We start from the raw sequence: 16,407 nt of genomic DNA on the forward strand, positions 1-16,407 counted from the left end.
CTAAACCTTAACATCTGAGTATTTTTTACAGAAAAGGGAGGAGCCAAGGATGAGGATTTTAATCGCCCTTTTAGGCGTGCTTGTTGTTTTTGCGCTGGCTTATCTGGGAAGTAATAATCGCAAAAAGATTCGCTACAGACCCATTGCTGTCATGATTGGTTTGCAGGTTATACTGAGTTTTATCTTTCTGAATACACCGGTGGGCGAAGCCATTATTAAGGCGATTTCATTTGTCTTTGATAACCTGATGAACTATGCGGGCCAGGGTGTTGATTTTGTATTTGGGGGAATGGCAAACGAAGGCAAGGCGCCCTTCTTTTTGACAGTGCTGCTGCCCATTGTGGTCATTTCATCCATTATCGGGATTCTCCAGTATACGAAGATCTTACCCTTTATTATTAAATATATTGGCCTGATATTAAGCAAGGTGAATGGCATGGGAAGACTGGAATCTTACAATGGTGTTGCCAGTGCGATTCTGGGCCAGTCAGAGGTCTTTATTTCGGTGAAAAATCAGCTTGAGTATCTGCCTAAATACAGGCTGTATACGTTGTGTGCTTCTGCTATGTCGACCGTGTCGATGTCGATTGTCGGCTCGTATATGGAATTGCTTGATCCGAAATATGTGGTCACAGCTCTTATTTTAAATTTATTTGGCGGTTTCATTATCGCGTCGATTCTCAATCCTTATACTGTAAATGAGGAGGAGTATGAGCTGCAAGCAGAAGAGGAGGAGGGTGAGAAGCAATCCTTTTTTGAAATGCTTGGAGAATATATCATGGATGGGTTTAAGGTTGCCATTACGGTTGGCGCCATGCTTATCGGATTTGTTGCTCTGATCGCCATCGTCAACGGGATCTTCAAAGGTATTATCGGCATATCCTTTCAGCAGCTTCTGGGTTATGTCTTCTCACCAATTGCCTTTATTATGGGCGTTCCCTGGGGAGACCTAGTCCATGCTGGGAGTCTTATGGCTACCAAAATGGTGACCAACGAATTTGTTGCCATGACAGATCTCAGCAGTCAAAATCCAATGTCTGTGCGTGCAACAGGAATCGTTTCTGTTTTCCTTGTTTCTTTCGCAAACTTTTCTTCGATTGGTATTATCACAGGCGCTGTAAAAGGATTGCATGAGAAAAAGGGCAATGAGGTTGCAAGCTTCGGTCTGAAATTGTTATACGGCGCAACGCTGGTCAGTATCTTATCGGCAACGATTGCAGGATTATTTATCTAAAAGTAAAGGAAAATCGCAGAACGAGACGGGTTAAGTAAACATGCCAATGTTGGGGATAAGGCATCTCTGGCATTGGCATTTTTAAATTGCCGCTGGGAGCGCGGCAATTATTGCTATGACGGCTTGCTCCCTAAGCAATAGGACCGCACTTTTTTATAAAAAGTGCGGGTCTTTAGGCATTTCGAGACCAATGTGATCACCTTTGTGGTAATGACGAGAGGAATCAATATTAAATTGATCGACCAGTATTTCTGTTCCGTTCAGGTCAACAAAGTAACGGATGACGTTTCCATTATAGACGACTTTGGAAACATTCCCCTGTATAGCACTGTCTTCATTAATAATAATGCGTTCGGGACGAATCATGATTTTACGCTTATTATCACGTTGCTGTGAATTGTTGTCTGTTATTTCAAATTCTAGCGCGTCGTTTTTAAATAATGTCTTTGGTCCCTCTTCTTCAGTGATTCCTTCCAGTATATTGGATTGACCCACGAAATTAGCAACAAAAGGGTTGACGGGGTGATTATAGATTTCATCTGGATTACCCAGCTGTTGAATAACACCTTCGTTTAGAACAATGATACGGTCCGAAATACTTAATGCCTCTTCCTGGTCGTGGGTTACAAAAATCACGGTCAGATTTAATTCGTCTTTTAAACGGCGGATCTCCTCGCGCATGGTCATACGCAGTTTCGCATCCAAATTGGACAACGGTTCATCAAGCAGCAGTACTTTTGGCTGCAGGACCAAGCAGCGTGCGATTGCTACGCGCTGCTGCTGACCGCCGCTTAATTCGCTCGGTTTGCGATTATCGTAATTTTCCAGCTGCACTTGGGATAGGGCCTGTTGAATACGTTCCTCACGCTCTGATTTGCTCAGTTTTTGTATTTTCAGTCCGTATTCAACGTTACGATAGACTGTCATATGAGGGAATAGTGCATAGTTCTGAAACACCATCCCCGTCGAGCGCCGTTCAGGTGGTAAATGGTCGACATTTTGACCATCGAGAACAATGTCACCAGCATCTTGCCTGTGAAATCCTCCGATGGTACGGAGGAGGGTGGTTTTACCGCAACCACTGGGACCGATAAATGATACGAGTTCGCCTTTACCGATTTGGACGGAAATATCGTCGACGGCCGTTACATTGCCAAAATATTTAAATAGATGCTCCAAATTCAAGAATTCTTCTGCCATTGTTGAGCCTCCTTTGGTAGTCATTTAACATGCTATATCCTGGATCCGTGACGATCGGATAGGAATTTTGAGTGATTCCCATTAAATCTTGACGCCAAAGCGTTTTTCCAGAAACTTTAATATGCCCATACAGAAAAGGACAATGACAATCAGGACAAACGATATCGCTGAAGCCATACCGACTTTGGCCTGTTCGGCCAGGTTAAGGATCTGTACGGCAACCAGATTGGTTCCAGGTGAAATGAGAAAGACGACGGAACTAATAGACACCATGGCCGTCATAAAGGTATAAACGAAACCGGCGACAAACGATGGTGTCAGGAGCGGTGCAACAACACGCAGGAAGGTGCGATAGGGTCCAGCTCCCAGATCACTGGATGCCTCTTCCATGCCAGAGTCAATCTGATGCATTTTACTGATGCTGTTTTCCATTCCGACTCCGATTTTCCGGAAGGTCATGTTTAAGACGAGTAACGTCACTGTACCGGTTAAGAAGAATGGCGGGCCATTAAAGATCAAGACGTAACCGATCCCCATTACGGTTCCCGGGACAGCCAAGCCGAATAGTGTCAAAAATTCCAGCACGCTTTTGCCGGGGATTGGTTTTCGGGCAAATAAGTAACCTTGCAGCATCCCGATGACAGCCGCGAGAATAGCTGAAATGAACGACACAATAATACTCGTGTACAATGGTTCCCAATCGCTCTGATCCTTGAAATGATCGAGCGTGAAGGAGTTATCGATACCGATAATTTTAACAAATGCTCCCAGTACGACCATCACAAACATCCCCAGGATAACGAGGACGAACAATGTACTGATCGTGGTCATGAAACCTTTTACAGATTTGGAGAGCGGTGCGTTGGATTCTCCTGATCCGCCGCTTATGGTTTCGAGATTGGTGTCTTTTAAAAAGTAGGTTTGAAAGATAAATATAATCAAACTCGGAATAATGAGAAAAACGCCCATAACAGCAGCGAGTTCCATATTATGCTGACCGACGACGGCAAGATACATTTCCGATGAGAGAAACGCATTGCTTCCCCCGATGATCAGTGGATTCGAAAAGTCAGCCATGGCCATAACAAAGACGAGCATAGCAGCTTTGATAATCCCTGATTTAGCAAGCGGAAGCGTCACTTTACGTAATGTCCGCCACTGACTGGACCCGAGATCTCTGGAAGCATGTTCAAGGCTTGGGTTCATGCTGCTCAGTGTACTTTCTACAAGCATATAGCCCATAGGGAAATAGCCAATGATCTGTGCTAAAACGACACCCCAAAAGCCATAGATGCTGAAATCCCATCCAAACCAATCGGATAATAGATTGGTAATTAATCCATTGCGGCCCAGTAAAATAATAAGGGACAAGGAAAAAATAAAGGGCGGTGTTACAAGCGGCAATAGGGCTACTCCGCCATAAAACCGGGATAGTAAACTCCGGGAGCGTGTTACATACAGTGCTAAGACAATACTTAAAAAGATAACGACAGTGGTTGTTACAATCGATGACAATATACTATTACGCAGTGCCCCTAAGTAGGTAGACGAAGAGAAAAAATCTTTGTAATGCGAAAATGTCAGCGTTTCGGAACCAATTCCAAAACTTTTTAATAAGACAGCTACAACTGGCACAACAATAAGCAGTAAAATGGCTAGTGCCAGGATGATGGTTAAAATCGCAAATCCTGGTTCTGCCCAAAGATTTTTCCAAGCTCTGGTAAAGGGATTGGATTTTCGCTTTGTCATCTCCACAGTTAACACCCCTTTTTAATCATGTTGGAGAGGCTGGGACAAACGTAAGTGCTGCCCCAGTCCCTTTTGGTTTAATCAGAGAATGTTTCACGCCATTTTTTCATGATGGCGTCCTTGTTCTCAGCGGCCCATTTAGCATCATAATCGATAAATTGTTTTTCCAGCTCTTCACTATCCTCGGTACCTTCTACACCAGGTTTAGTGACAACAGAGCGGTATTCTGCGTTTTTCTCAGCGAAATTTTTCGTTCCCATGTAGTCCATCACTTTTTTGGCTGCTTCAGGATGCTCTGTATCTTTGAAAATCCAGTTGACGTCCAGGCTGTAGCCAACGCCTTCAGATGGAATCATGCCTTCGATAGGATAACCTTCATCTGCGAAATCTGTGACACCTTTGTCCCAAGTAATGGCAACAGCATATTCGCCTTGTGCGACTTTTTCACCGGGAGCGGTGCCGGATTTTTCATACTGGGCGACGTTTTTATCCAATTCTTTGAGATAGTCCCAACCGTCTTCTTCACCCATAATTTGCAGGATGGCTGCTACAAACAGATAAGCGGTACCGGACGTACCTGGGTCAGGCATGATGATCTCGCCTTTATACTGGGGTTCGAGGAGGTCCTCCCATGATTCGGGCTTGTCCAAATCTTTTTCCTCGAAAATCTCTTTGTTCATGCCTACCATGGTGTACCAGAAACCGGTGCCGTACCAATTGCCGTCCGGATCTTTAAATTTGTCTGGAACATCTTCCCAGTTCTCTGATTCGTAAGGCATAAGGTAGTCTTTATCAGCTGCTTTCCGTCCGATTCCTTCCAGCATGCCGATTTGCATATCGGCGCCAAAGTTTGGTGCCTCAGACTCTATACGACTCCAGCCTTCTTCACTGGAAAGGCGGAGTACATCCAATTCGACTCCCGTGTTTTCTTCAATATCCTCAGCAAGGGGATCCATTGTATCCGCGTTATTGTGTGTATAGACTTTAAGTGTCGTCCCGCTCACATCATCACCATCACCGTCTCCAGCGCTGTCAGCATCATCACTTCCGCATGCTGTGGCTATTAGAGCGAGTAAGGCAACGGCCATAACAATTAAAAACTTCTTCATAAAATTTCCTCCTCTTTAGGTTAAAAGATTACTATTTTCATAATTAGTGATTACCTGATCCGCCTGTTTTAAATGGCGGCTTGTCCCGATTTGCTCGGGAACGATTCCTATTGTCGCCAGCATATGGGCGTTTTTGCCAGTTATCATATCCCCATTGGAGTCGCCGATCATTAATGTTTTTCCGGGATCGATGTTCAATTGCTGGCAGGCTTTTCTGGCGCTATCGGGGAATGGCTTTTCTCGTTTAACCGCATCCTGCCCAATAACACTTGTGAAATAATCAGCTATGTTGAGAGTTTCTAAATGGTGGTGTGCTCTTTGTGTATCATCAGAAGTAATGATACCAAGCGGAATCGATGCTTGATGCAATTGTTCTAAGAAGGCTCTCAATCCCTTTATAGGCTGTAAATAGTGTTCCCAGTCCAGGGAATTGTCGGTGGATTCACGGCTCTGGATAACCAGGGAGATGGCTTCATTCCAAGGCATCCCGTTCTTATATAAACATGATCCTAATAAAGCCTTCAGGTCATCATTACTGCCAATAGCCAAAGGGCCGGTGGGATCCCAGCTATTGTGGTCCACATCTACCCCAATTGTTTCTGCTAAATCGGCTCTGCTCACGTCAGAATCTGGATTCGCGGCTTGCAAATGATCAATCCAGCTGATGGCCCAGTGAAGCCATAAGCTCGCAAAATCCAATAGTGTTCCGTCTTTATCAAATAAGATACCATCTATTTCGTAATACTGGTTGTCAACCTTTATTTCGGACAATTTTGCTCACCTCCTTTAAGGGGGGGAAGAGACGAATTGATGCGAACCACTGCGATACAAAAGAGATTATAGACGTTAATGTTTATTTTGTACTGAACATTTAGTTTGTAAAAAATAAACTTAACAAAATGTCTATATACTGTAGAATACAATATATGAATAAAATGTCAACAGCTGTCGGAGGAAAATGTCACTATGTTAACTGCAAAAATATTAAAAAATTACTATCATATCAGTAGAGAGAATTCGCTTACATAGAGTAAACTTCATAATATATCAATAATATTAGTAATCTTTAAAATTATAAAATCACCCTCCATTAATGGGTGAATGGTAACATTTGTGCTGATTGCCATGATTCTGCTTGTGCAAATGCCGTCACCTGTTACCGTTATGACAGCGTATGTGGAAAAATATTCTTTTTGTATTTATCTGTTTTGTGTTAAAATTTACATATTATTCTTTTGATTGATAAGACGGAAATTTAGAAATGGACAGAATTAACCTATGAAAATTATCGAATCTGATATAAGGGGGTTGGGGAATGAGATGGTGCATTGCGTTAATGACATTAATTTCAGCTTTTCTGTTCTGTTTTTTAACAATTTCAATTTTCCTTTTTCCGTTTACCATCCCCGCCTCCGTTGTGAATGCATTTAGTTCCTTTGATATGTCGGCCATTATTGCCATCCTGCTTGTGTGCTATAGCGTGCTATTAAGTTTATATCTGGCGGGTGTCTATACGGTGAAATATGTGATGGCCGTTTTCTGTGGAGCAGGATTGGTCATCGTGTCTTGTATAATGGTAAGTGACCTTTTAAGGGGATTATCTGCAGGCAGTTTGACTGGTTTTTTGGTAGTGCTTATTTTTGGTGTTATAACATTCATTACCAACGTTTTGTGGTATGTCGCAGCCTTTCGCAGTGCACCTGGTGAAAAAGAGTGATCGCAGTGGTTATGGGAAGCCCCAGTTTAATCAGAATTGGAGTCCGGTTAAAATGCATAAACGCCGTATTGTCGTTGGGATTCATATCATTGTGCCAGTTCTTATAATGTTCACGCTCGTCATTCTATCGTTCTCAAATATAGTGTATGATGCAGGTTCACTGAATTCAATGAACCTTATAATTGAATCCCTGATACTTTATTACCCAATTCTGTTCTTTGTACAAGGTTTAGTATGTGCGTTGCTTAAAGCGAATATTCTTTTATCGTTGGGGATCTCGCTGGCTGCCTATATGGTCATTATGTTTATGTGGCTGAATAGCAGTGGACTCATCTATATACTTGTGTACGTACTTATGGGTTTTTTAGGCTACAGTTTGGTATTGCTTGTTAAAAAAGTAATGAAGCAATAACAGCCGTGCTCATATGGTACTATACATATGGAAGCTGATAAAACCGCCCTGTTAAATAGGAAAAAAGGGGTGTTTTCAATGAATGGTCAGATGAAAAAAGTCAGATGGCTAAGTTATTCCGCCTTGGTATTAAGTATTCTGCCAATACCTCTTTACATGGCTGTTCTTTACAGCGTTTTTAATTGGGACATAGATGCCGCACTTTTTTTCATTGTCACGCTTATGATATTAGCTTTTCTGTTAGCGCTTATAGGTCTGTTTAAGAAAACGGAAAATAAACTAATTGCTGCCTTAGCACTTGTTATGACCTTGAGTGATGGTTTTTTTATAGGTTTGATTCTTATTGTATCTGACATGGTTCAGCCATAGACTTTTAAGTGTTTTTGCTGGAAGGGCCATTTCGCGGCAAACACCGCTATTTCCGTTTAGCTAACTTTTGCCGATCAGCTGCCTCGGGCGGTTGTTCCATCCAGCCGTTCTGGATCATCATTTTTGCCCCGTCATTAGCGTACTTAGCAATTTCGGCCATTAAACGGGCATAGTCGACACCTAAATCGCGCCGCGGGCTGGTAGACATGGATATGCCGTATTGGCCAATCCCTGAAGCAATCAATGCTGAAACGTGATACATCATAAGCTTATCTGAAAAAGGCGCCACAGTTGAATCCGTGACCTCGTCCGTTAAAGCGTTGACACCGGAAAGGTCATTTTTATGAAGTAATGAATTAAATATCTCGACATGCTTTCCTGAAATCTCCCGGCCTCTTTCAAAGTACTGCCGAACGCTGCTGTCTTTTGCAACTTGACTAAATCCGGTGATGAGTGCTTGGCCAAGTGAATTCCGTTTGGCATTGTAAACAAGGCTGCCAATTTCAACACCCAAAAGCGGTCGTGGTTCCCCAAATAAGCCTCCGGATAAAAAACGTTGATCTTTCACAAAATCCACTTGTTCAGGGGTGGGAATTTGCGGTGCGCGCACATAGACCCCTTTTTGTTTGGATATGTCTTTAGCCCAATTATGCAGCTTTGTTGTTTCAGATAGACAATTTGAATAATATTCAATGATATCATCACGTGAGGACAGGGATAAGGCTAAGCTGTATGAGCTGAGGCCGAATTTTCCCATGTTCAGGATATAATCTAAGTATAAACGATCCGAAAACAGACGCGGGGCGTTGAGATTGACATCATGTTCCGTGAATCCCACCGGGACCGGATAATTTTCCGATTGAAAAATAGCGGTGACACGCTGCACATGCTGCTCAGAGATCGCAAGGGCGTATTCTAAAACTGAGCGAATGTCGGTGTCTTCAATGTTCGCTAAAAAGTATTTAATTCCACAAATTTCCATGGAGTCGTTTTGATAAGATGTCCAAAGGTTAGAGATTTCCGATGCCGTTAATTCTGGTTGGTGTTCCATTTCAGCTTCATGGCCTCCTACTATTTTAGCATAGTGCTATTGTTTGGTGTTCGCTAAAAAAATATACATGAATCTTTTCTAAGCAAAAAAGGCTGGGGCATAACGAAAGCGACTAACTCAAGCGTCGAACAAAGCTGTGGCTCAGCGGAGGAAAAGACGGAGACTCCTGCGGGAGCAAAGGATAGGTGAGACCCCGGAGTGCGAACGCACTTCGGAGGCTCACCAGCCGCCCGCGGAAAGCGTCGTCTTTTTCCGGAGCGTTTCAGTCACGCAAGTGGTTCGCACTTTTGTCCCAGTCCCACAAAATGTGTATCTCCGAAAAGAGGTTTATTTTGCGGCCATCCGGTCTTCCTTTTCCCGGAGTTCAATACGGCGGATCTTGCCAGATGTTGTTTTAGGCAAGTCGTCGATAAATTCAATTTTACGCGGATATTTATAAGGCGCGGTCAATGACTTCACATGGTCCTGCAATTGCTTAACCAGCGAAGCATCTTTTGCTTCTTCCGGATCTTTTAAAATAATAAACGCCTTAACGACATGACCGCGATTCGGGTCAGGGCTTGCCACGACCGCAGACTCTTTCACTGAAGGATGTTTGACAAGGGCATCCTCTACTTCAAACGGGCCAATCGTATAACCGGAACTGACAATGATATCGTCGCTGCGTCCTTCAAACCAGAATAAGCCATCCTGATCTTTTTTGGCACGATCGCCTGTCAAAAAGTAATCGCCCCGATAGGCTGCGTTTGTCCTTTCCGGTTCCTTGAAATATTCTTTGAACAAGGCCTGTGTGTCCTTGTGCACGCCAATATCACCGACCTCGCCAACAGGTGCCACCTCACCGTCTTCTGTTAAAATATCAACAAAATTACCTGGTGTGGGTTTACCCATTGATCCGGGCTGAAGGGGCATATCCCTTTGGTTGCAAATTAATAATGTACTTTCTGTCTGGCCGTATCCGTCCCGGACATCAATGTCAAAATACTGGCAGAACGTGTCAATCACTTCACGATTGAGAGGTTCACCAGCAGACACGGCGTTTTTCAATGTGGACAGATGATAGTGATCAAGGTGATCGATTTTCGCCATTAGCCGGTATTCCGTTGGTGTGCAGCATAGCACATTAATCCCGTATTCCTGAATCATAGACAAATAGCTTGCCGGTTCAAATTTTCCTGAATACACAAATCCGGTCGCGCCTGAGCCAAGTGTTGCCATGAACGGACTCCAGACCCATTTTGCCCAGCCCGGCCCCGCTGTTGCCCAAACGGTATCGCCTTCTTCAATATTCAGCCAGCTTTTCGCGGTCGTTCGCAGATGGGCATAAGCCCAGGCATGCGTATGGACCACGCCTTTAGGCTGACCTGTGGTTCCTGACGTGTATTCCAGAAGTGCCATATCATCACGATGGGTTGAAACGGTTGTGAATGCCTCACTTGCTTTATCAGTCAATGAACGTTCCGGAAGCCAGCCCTGGGCCTCACCATCGACAATGATTTTGACAGCGAGTGTCGGTGTATCTTCTTGTATGCTGTCAATTTCACCGATCAGAGGCGCATGGACGATAGCCGCTTTTACTTCGCCATGATTAATCCGGTAACTTAAATCTTTTGCACGTAACATTTCAGATGAAGGAACCACAACCAATCCGGCTTTCAAGCAGCCTAAATACGTCACATAAGCTTCGGTCATACGGGGCAGCATGATCAGTACACGATCGCCTTTCCCGAGCTCTTGTTCTTGTAAGGCATTTGCTAACTGGTTCGCGCGTTTAAATAAATCGACATAGGTTAGGTTTTCTGACGCTCCTTGTTCACTGCGCCATTTGATGGCTATCCGATTCGCATCAGTCGTATACTGTTCTATTTCGCTTGTTAAATTATATGTTTGCGGTGCGATAAGGTCGCTGGCTTGCAAAATGTAACCTCCTTCTGAAATTTCTGTTTGCGCTGTAAGGTTAATTTAACATATAATTTAGAAAATTGCTAACTTAATTCAGTCATTATTAGAAACAGCCTGGAAAATAAGCCTAGATAGATTAATTTAAATCAGCATTTAAAAAATGACTTTATAGAATAAAAGGTGCAATGCAGGCATAACAATGAAGCAGGAAGTGACATTATGCTATCGTTACGAGAACAAAAAACACAAAAGAAAAAAGATGACATTGTACAGTCGGCTTTACAGATGATAGCAGAAAAGGGCTATCATGCGACAACAATGGAGGATATCGCGTCTAATCTTCTGATGACAAAGGGCTCTGTTTATTATTATTTTAAAAACAAGCAAGATTTATTATTCCAAAGCCAGAAATCCCTGTTAGAGCAGAGTATTCGGAATATCGACGACATCATGCAAAAGCACTTAACAACGGCGGAAAAACTCGAGGAGACGATGGCGCAGCATACGGACTATTTAATTACAGAGCGAACAGGTTTTGGGATGGGCCTTAGACCTGAGCAATTTTTTGAAGGCGGTCAATTGAAAGACATCATTGACTTGCGCGACACGTACAGCTCAAAGATTGATTCACTGATTGCAATCGGGATTGAAGAGGGCAGCTTTCATGATGTGGATATCACAATTGTTCGCAATATTATTGTGGGCGCGATGAACTATGTCATTGAGTGGTATTCGCCGGAAGGAACCTGGAGTCAAGCGACGCTGGCGAGATCCATTTCCAGTTATCTAAAGCTCATCTTAGTTAAGGATTAAGGAAGGGCAGGCTCATGCAATCGAATTTTTTGAAAGGGTTTTCACGGCATCGTTAGTGTCTTTCAAGGCTGAAGTGTGTCTTCTGAATTTGAGGGAGGTGATAATCTGAAGTTTGCTGCGTTTAATCTGAATGATCAGTTTACGACAAACCAAATCACTGTGAGAAAAGAAGATATGGTCGATTACGCGAAAAAGTATGACCCGCAATATCTTCACTTGGATGAAGAGCGTGCGAAAGCGGGCCCGTTTGGCGCTTTAATTGCATCGGGATTTTATACGATGAATGTTGTCTGGGCCGAATTCATTCGAATGGATGTCCTGGGAAAGGAATGCTTGGGCGGTCTTAGTGCTGACCATATCAAGTGGGTGAAACCTGTGATGGCAAATGATCGTTTAATGGGTGTGTATACCGTGATAGATAAACAATTATTATCGGATCATACAAGAGGCGTGCTGACGATGCAGACCCGTATAACCAATCAGCATAATGCTGAAGTATTGTCATTCACCTTTAAAGTGTTAGTTGATGTGACATAGTGTGCGTGTCAGAAACAGATTCAGATGGACACTTAAAGTCAAGTTCGAATGCTGCGCGTATTCCTGATAAGCAAGCTGTTGTTTACGACGATCGTTCCTACACTTGGGAAGGCTATATGACTGTTGTTGACCGAAGCAAGGATATGATTATTTCAGGCGGTTAATGATTTTTGCCGAAACGATTTAGCACCTTATAAAATTCCCAAAAAGGTGCTGATCGAAGAAGCGCTCCCGCGTAACACGTCAGGAAAATTACGCAAAGTTGAATTGCGGGAAAAAGTGAAGGGGTAAGTGATTCACACCATTCGCGAGATAAAATTATCAGGCCAAACGATGGAAGGGAGAACGAATCAATGAATTTAGAACATGTATCAGCAGTCGTAACAGGTGGAGCGTCCGGACTGGGTGAAGCTACTGTTCGCAATATTGTTAAAAATGGAGGCAAGGCGGCCATTCTGGATTTACAGGTGGATAGAGGGGAAGAAATCGCAGCTGAATTAAATGAACATGTCATATTTGCTGAAACGAATGTAGCCGATGAAGCAAGCGTCCAGCATGCCCTTGATCAGGCCGTACGTGCCCACGGATCGATTAACACAGTGGTCAATTGTGCTGGGATCGGCAACGCAGAAAAAACGTTCAGTGACAGTAAGGGACCGCACAAGCTTGAGAATTTCTCAAAGATTCTTGAAGTGAATTTAATGGGTACATTTAATGTGATTCGGCTTGCTGCGGAAAAGATGAATGCCAATGACCCGAATGATGAAGGGGAACGCGGCGTTATAATTAATACCGCATCGGTTGCAGCTTATGAAGGGCAGATTGGTCAGGTTGCCTATAGTGCCTCAAAAGGCGGTATTGTTGGGATGACATTGCCGATTGCAAGGGATTTATCGAAACTCGGCATTCGTGTCCTGACGATTGCGCCTGGGTTATTGGATACACCGTTGTTTGCCGCACTGCCTGAAAAAGCACGTGACGCACTTGGAAAAATGACGCCATTTCCACAGCGTCTGGGTTATGCGACAGAGTATGCCATGCTCGCCAAAAGTTTAATGGAAAATCCGATGATGAATGGCGAAGTGATTCGATTGGATGGGGCAATTCGAATGCAGCCGGAATAAGAATCCCGAATCAGTAAAGTTTGAAGTTTAGTTGTTAGAATGTTCAATAATATCTTGGTTAGCGGGAGGGGAAACGATGCGTGAAGCAGTGATTGTAGAAGCGGTGCGGACACCGGTTGGAAAGCGAAATGGTCAGTTAAGTGGTGTTCGAGCTGATGTCCTTGCAGCCAAACCTTTGGAAGAAATCGTAAAACGATCAGGGATCGAGAAAAACATCATTGAAGATGTGATCTTTGGGTGTGTGTCACAAGTAGGGGAACAGTCACTTGATATTGCCAGAGTGGCGGCGTTAACGGCAGACTATCCAGTCGAAGTGCCCGGCACAACGATTGATCGTCAATGCGGTTCAAGTCAGCAGGCGGTTCATTTTGCAGCACAGGCTATTATCAGCGGGGATATGGATGTTGTTGTGGCCGGCGGGATTGAGAGCATGTCACGGGTTCCAATCGGCTCGAGTCGTCAGGATGTTGACTTTAGCCCGGAGTTATCAAGTCGCTATGAGATGATTCATCAAGGATTGTCAGCCGATCGGATAGCAAACAAGTGGCAGCTTAACCGGCAAGACATGGATGCTCTCTCCTTAGACAGTCATAAAAAAGCCATTCGTGCACGAGATGAAGGACGTTTCCAAAAGGAAATCATGCCGCTTGAGGTAACACTTCCGGATGGAACGACGGCAACGGTAGAGCATGATGAAGGGCCGCGTGAGGATACAACTATGGCGAAATTAAGCTCACTTAAGCCCGCGTTCGCTGAAGATGGGGCAATAACGGCGGGCAATGCAAGCCAAATCAGTGATGGGGCGAATGCCATTTTGCTGATGTCAAGAGATAAGGCAGAGGCACTGGGTCTCAAACCAAAATTTAAGGTTCTTGCCCGCTCTGTTGTCGGGGCTGATCCAACCTTGATGCTTACAGGTCCCATCCCAGCGACGCAAAACGTACTCGGCAAGGCCGGCCTTACGATCGATGATATTGATACGTTTGAAGTGAATGAAGCCTTTGCATCTGTACCATTGGCATGGCTTCAGGAAACGGGCGCAGATCCGGCGAAGTTAAATCCAAACGGCGGAGCCATTGCACTGGGCCATCCACTGGGGGCAAGCGGCGGCCGCCTTATGATTACGCTGCTTCATGAACTGGAGCGAACAGGCGGACGATACGGCCTGCAAACGATGTGCGAAGGGCACGGCATGGCCAACGCAACCATTATTGAGCGGCTGTAGCGTTCACGTGTTTTAAAAGATGACTTTCATTTTCAGAGAAAGGTGGGCCAGCAGATGCCGCTGACATCGATTCGAGTACTTGATTTGACCCGTTTGCTGCCGGGACCTCACGGCACCATGATGCTTGCTGATTTTGGTGCTGAGGTGATTAAGGTTGAAGATCCCAATACAGGCGATTATGCACGTCACGGCGAACCAAAACGGGATGACAATAGTGCTTTATTCCATATGCTTAACCGCAATAAAAAAAGTATCTGCCTGGATTTGAAATCAGATGAAGGAAAACGTCACTTCATCCAGCTCGTCAAAACCGCTGATGTCGTCGTCGAATCGTTTCGCCCTGGTGTAATGGAGCGTCTGGGGATCGACTATGAAACGTTGAAAGCATTTAACGAGCAGCTCATCTTTTGTTCAATTACCGGCTATGGTCAGACAGGGCCTTATGCCAATCGTCCAGGACATGACTACATTAGTTATGCAGGCTTGCTTCAGATGATGGGTGAAAAAGGAGGGAAGCCGGTGGTTCCGGCCACACAGATTGCTGATATTGCGGGTGGTGCGTTTCCAGCTGTCATCGGGATTTTGCTCGCTTTATTTGAACGCCGGAATTCTGGTAAAGGCCAGTTCGTGGATATAGCCATGACCGATGGGGTTGTGTCCATGCTGCCGGTGTTGCTGTCCGAGTATCTGGCTGATGAAAAACAGCCCGAGCGTGGTGAGCATGACCTGAGCGGCGGCCTTGCCTGCTACGATGTGTATGAAACACAAGACCGGCGCTGGTTGTCTGTCGGTGCTTTGGAACCGAAGTTTTGGCAGGCATTCTGTACAACAATCGGCCGCGAAGATCTGATTGCTCAATTAAAGGCACCTGCAGAGGAGCAGGCGCTGATGAAACAAACCATTCAATCCATCATAGCGCAGAAACCATTGGCTGAATGGATGGTGGATTTTTATGAAGTCGAAGCGTGTGTTGCTCCGGTTGAGACATTTGATGACGTTCTTAGAAATCCTCAACTGCAGGAACGGGATATGTTTCCCTCTCTCGACCATTCAGCGCTGGGTGAACAAACGCAAGTCGGTATTCCTATTAAACTGTCACACACACCCGGCAGCCTTAAGTCAGAGGCGCCTGCATTAGGGGAGCATACGGATATGATTTTAAATGATTTAATAAAGGAGAATGAGGTTAATGAGTAAACATGTATCAGTCACGAAACACGATGGTGTTGCGACAGTGGTTATTGATAATCCGCCGATGAACGTCTTAAGCAATCAGGTTCTCACGGGGCTGGATGATGTGTTCGGGCAACTGGAGACAGATGATGAGGTTATCACGATTATTTTAACCGGCGCTGGCGATCGTGCGTTCATGGCCGGAGCCGATATCAAAGAGTTTCTGGACGAAGACGTGAACCAGGAGGCAAAAGACACGCATGGTGTTTTAAATAGAATTGCGGCGATTCCAAAGCCTACCATTGTTTTGCTGAATGGGTTTACATTAGGCGGCGGATTAGAACTTGCCTTGACATGTGACCTCCGGATTGCGGAAGATCATGTTCAGATTGGGCTTCCGGAAGTGAATCTGGGATTACTGCCTGGTGGCGGCGGAACCCAGCGTTTGCCAAAAGAGATTGGCATAGCAAAAGCCAAGGAATTGATGTTTACGGGCAGCCATATTTCCGCAGACGAGGCATATAATATCGGCATTGTTAACCAGGTCGTCAAGAAGTCAGAAGGAAAAGAAGCAGCCAACCAGCTCGCTCATAAAGTAGCCGGTAACTCATTGCAATCATTAAGCCGCATCAAACAGCTGATTAATAATACTGAGCAGGTGTCGCTTCATGAGGGACTGCAGCAAGAAAAAGCGGCATTCAAGGCATTATTTGCAACCCAGGACAGTCAAGAAGGGATTCAGGCCTTTATTGAAAAACGAAAACCTGAATTTAACCACCGCTAATCTTAAAG

The 16,407-nt window shown here is 44.5% G+C and carries 17 protein-coding genes; 11 read left to right on the forward strand and 6 right to left on the reverse strand.

Going from position 1 to position 16,407, the window contains the following annotated elements; genetic code table 11:
* Positions 1 to 49: 49 nt before the first annotated feature.
* Positions 50 to 1,234, forward strand: a complete 1,185-nt coding sequence (locus ACFQU8_RS01510) for a NupC/NupG family nucleoside CNT transporter (protein WP_382357397.1) — start codon at positions 50 to 52, stop codon at positions 1,232 to 1,234.
* Positions 1,235 to 1,387: 153 nt separating this feature from the next.
* Here ACFQU8_RS01510 and ACFQU8_RS01515 read toward each other — a convergent pair whose 3' ends face one another.
* The 4 genes from ACFQU8_RS01515 to ACFQU8_RS01530 form a co-directional block, all read right to left on the reverse strand.
* Positions 1,388 to 2,434 carry an ABC transporter ATP-binding protein gene (locus tag ACFQU8_RS01515; protein WP_382357398.1) on the reverse strand — a complete coding sequence of 349 codons (1,047 nt, stop codon included), beginning with the start codon at positions 2,432 to 2,434 and terminating at the stop codon, positions 1,388 to 1,390.
* Between the two features lie 81 nt (positions 2,435 to 2,515).
* Positions 2,516 to 4,183, reverse strand: coding sequence for an ABC transporter permease (locus tag ACFQU8_RS01520; RefSeq protein ID WP_382357495.1), 1,668 nt, complete (start codon positions 4,181 to 4,183; stop codon positions 2,516 to 2,518).
* A gap of 77 nt (positions 4,184 to 4,260) precedes the next feature.
* Positions 4,261 to 5,292 carry an extracellular solute-binding protein gene (locus ACFQU8_RS01525; protein ID WP_382357399.1) on the reverse strand — a complete coding sequence of 344 codons (1,032 nt, stop codon included), beginning with the start codon at positions 5,290 to 5,292 and terminating at the stop codon, positions 4,261 to 4,263.
* 15 nt (positions 5,293 to 5,307) lie between these two features.
* A complete protein-coding gene (locus ACFQU8_RS01530; protein ID WP_382357400.1) occupies positions 5,308 to 6,063 on the reverse strand; it encodes an HAD family hydrolase in 756 nt (251 codons plus the stop codon).
* 544 nt (positions 6,064 to 6,607) lie between these two features.
* On the opposite strand from ACFQU8_RS01530, the gene ACFQU8_RS01535 reads away from it, so the two are divergent.
* Genes ACFQU8_RS01535 through ACFQU8_RS01545 form a run of 3 tightly spaced genes read left to right on the forward strand, consistent with a single transcriptional unit; the run spans position 6,608 to position 7,790 of the window.
* The gene (locus ACFQU8_RS01535; RefSeq protein WP_382357401.1) at positions 6,608 to 7,009 is read left to right on the forward strand and encodes a DUF5391 family protein; all 402 of its coding nucleotides are present in this window, start codon (positions 6,608 to 6,610) and stop codon (positions 7,007 to 7,009) included.
* A gap of 52 nt (positions 7,010 to 7,061) precedes the next feature.
* Positions 7,062 to 7,421, forward strand: a complete 360-nt coding sequence (locus ACFQU8_RS01540; RefSeq protein WP_382357402.1) for a hypothetical protein — start codon at positions 7,062 to 7,064, stop codon at positions 7,419 to 7,421.
* Between the two features lie 27 nt (positions 7,422 to 7,448).
* The gene (locus ACFQU8_RS01545; protein WP_382357403.1) at positions 7,449 to 7,790 is read left to right on the forward strand and encodes a hypothetical protein; all 342 of its coding nucleotides are present in this window, start codon (positions 7,449 to 7,451) and stop codon (positions 7,788 to 7,790) included.
* A gap of 46 nt (positions 7,791 to 7,836) precedes the next feature.
* On the opposite strand, the gene ACFQU8_RS01550 is transcribed toward ACFQU8_RS01545, so the two are convergent.
* Entirely contained in the window at positions 7,837 to 8,841 is a 1,005-nt protein-coding gene (locus ACFQU8_RS01550) for a DUF3231 family protein (protein WP_382357404.1), read from the reverse strand.
* A 327-nt stretch (positions 8,842 to 9,168) separates the two neighbouring features.
* The gene (gene mbcS, locus ACFQU8_RS01555) at positions 9,169 to 10,758 is read right to left on the reverse strand and encodes an acyl-CoA synthetase MbcS (RefSeq protein WP_382357405.1); all 1,590 of its coding nucleotides are present in this window, start codon (positions 10,756 to 10,758) and stop codon (positions 9,169 to 9,171) included.
* A gap of 204 nt (positions 10,759 to 10,962) precedes the next feature.
* Between mbcS and ACFQU8_RS01560 the strand changes: the two genes are divergently transcribed.
* The 7 genes from ACFQU8_RS01560 to ACFQU8_RS01590 all read left to right on the forward strand — a co-directional run bounded on the left by ACFQU8_RS01560 (position 10,963) and on the right by ACFQU8_RS01590 (position 16,399).
* A complete protein-coding gene (locus ACFQU8_RS01560) occupies positions 10,963 to 11,556 on the forward strand; it encodes a TetR/AcrR family transcriptional regulator (protein WP_382357406.1) in 594 nt (197 codons plus the stop codon).
* A gap of 75 nt (positions 11,557 to 11,631) precedes the next feature.
* Entirely contained in the window at positions 11,632 to 12,093 is a 462-nt protein-coding gene (locus ACFQU8_RS01565) for a MaoC/PaaZ C-terminal domain-containing protein (RefSeq protein WP_382357407.1), read from the forward strand.
* 5 nt (positions 12,094 to 12,098) lie between these two features.
* On the forward strand, positions 12,099 to 12,257 hold the full coding sequence (locus ACFQU8_RS01570; protein WP_382357408.1) for a hypothetical protein: 159 nt from the start codon (positions 12,099 to 12,101) through the stop codon (positions 12,255 to 12,257).
* 189 nt (positions 12,258 to 12,446) lie between these two features.
* Positions 12,447 to 13,217 carry a 3-hydroxyacyl-CoA dehydrogenase gene (locus ACFQU8_RS01575; RefSeq protein ID WP_382357409.1) on the forward strand — a complete coding sequence of 257 codons (771 nt, stop codon included), beginning with the start codon at positions 12,447 to 12,449 and terminating at the stop codon, positions 13,215 to 13,217.
* A gap of 76 nt (positions 13,218 to 13,293) precedes the next feature.
* Positions 13,294 to 14,442 carry a thiolase family protein gene (locus tag ACFQU8_RS01580; RefSeq protein ID WP_382357410.1) on the forward strand — a complete coding sequence of 383 codons (1,149 nt, stop codon included), beginning with the start codon at positions 13,294 to 13,296 and terminating at the stop codon, positions 14,440 to 14,442.
* Between the two features lie 54 nt (positions 14,443 to 14,496).
* Positions 14,497 to 15,639, forward strand: coding sequence for a CaiB/BaiF CoA transferase family protein (locus ACFQU8_RS01585; RefSeq protein ID WP_382357411.1), 1,143 nt, complete (start codon positions 14,497 to 14,499; stop codon positions 15,637 to 15,639).
* A complete protein-coding gene (locus tag ACFQU8_RS01590; RefSeq protein WP_382357412.1) occupies positions 15,632 to 16,399 on the forward strand; it encodes an enoyl-CoA hydratase/isomerase family protein in 768 nt (255 codons plus the stop codon). Before ACFQU8_RS01585 ends, ACFQU8_RS01590 begins: the two co-directional genes overlap by 8 nt.
* The last annotated feature ends 8 nt before the right edge of the window (positions 16,400 to 16,407 follow it).

Origin of the sequence: Lentibacillus kimchii (assembly GCF_042666895.1) — a bacterium.
Classification (GTDB): Bacteria; Bacillota; Bacilli; order Bacillales; family Amphibacillaceae; genus Lentibacillus; species Lentibacillus kimchii.

Coding starts and splice junctions, on each gene's coding strand:
- ACFQU8_RS01510 (WP_382357397.1), top strand. CDS start 50: ATGAGGATTTTAATCGCCCTTTTAGGCGTGCTTGTTGTTTTTGCGCTG.
- ACFQU8_RS01515 (WP_382357398.1), bottom strand. CDS start 2,434: ATGGCAGAAGAATTCTTGAATTTGGAGCATCTATTTAAATATTTTGGC.
- ACFQU8_RS01520 (WP_382357495.1), bottom strand. CDS start 4,183: ATGACAAAGCGAAAATCCAATCCCTTTACCAGAGCTTGGAAAAATCTT.
- ACFQU8_RS01525 (WP_382357399.1), bottom strand. CDS start 5,292: ATGAAGAAGTTTTTAATTGTTATGGCCGTTGCCTTACTCGCTCTAATA.
- ACFQU8_RS01535 (WP_382357401.1), top strand. CDS start 6,608: ATGAGATGGTGCATTGCGTTAATGACATTAATTTCAGCTTTTCTGTTC.
- ACFQU8_RS01540 (WP_382357402.1), top strand. CDS start 7,062: ATGCATAAACGCCGTATTGTCGTTGGGATTCATATCATTGTGCCAGTT.
- ACFQU8_RS01545 (WP_382357403.1), top strand. CDS start 7,449: ATGGAAGCTGATAAAACCGCCCTGTTAAATAGGAAAAAAGGGGTGTTT.
- ACFQU8_RS01550 (WP_382357404.1), bottom strand. CDS start 8,841: ATGGAACACCAACCAGAATTAACGGCATCGGAAATCTCTAACCTTTGG.
- ACFQU8_RS01560 (WP_382357406.1), top strand. CDS start 10,963: ATGCTATCGTTACGAGAACAAAAAACACAAAAGAAAAAAGATGACATT.
- ACFQU8_RS01575 (WP_382357409.1), top strand. CDS start 12,447: ATGAATTTAGAACATGTATCAGCAGTCGTAACAGGTGGAGCGTCCGGA.
- ACFQU8_RS01580 (WP_382357410.1), top strand. CDS start 13,294: ATGCGTGAAGCAGTGATTGTAGAAGCGGTGCGGACACCGGTTGGAAAG.
- ACFQU8_RS01585 (WP_382357411.1), top strand. CDS start 14,497: ATGCCGCTGACATCGATTCGAGTACTTGATTTGACCCGTTTGCTGCCG.
- ACFQU8_RS01590 (WP_382357412.1), top strand. CDS start 15,632: ATGAGTAAACATGTATCAGTCACGAAACACGATGGTGTTGCGACAGTG.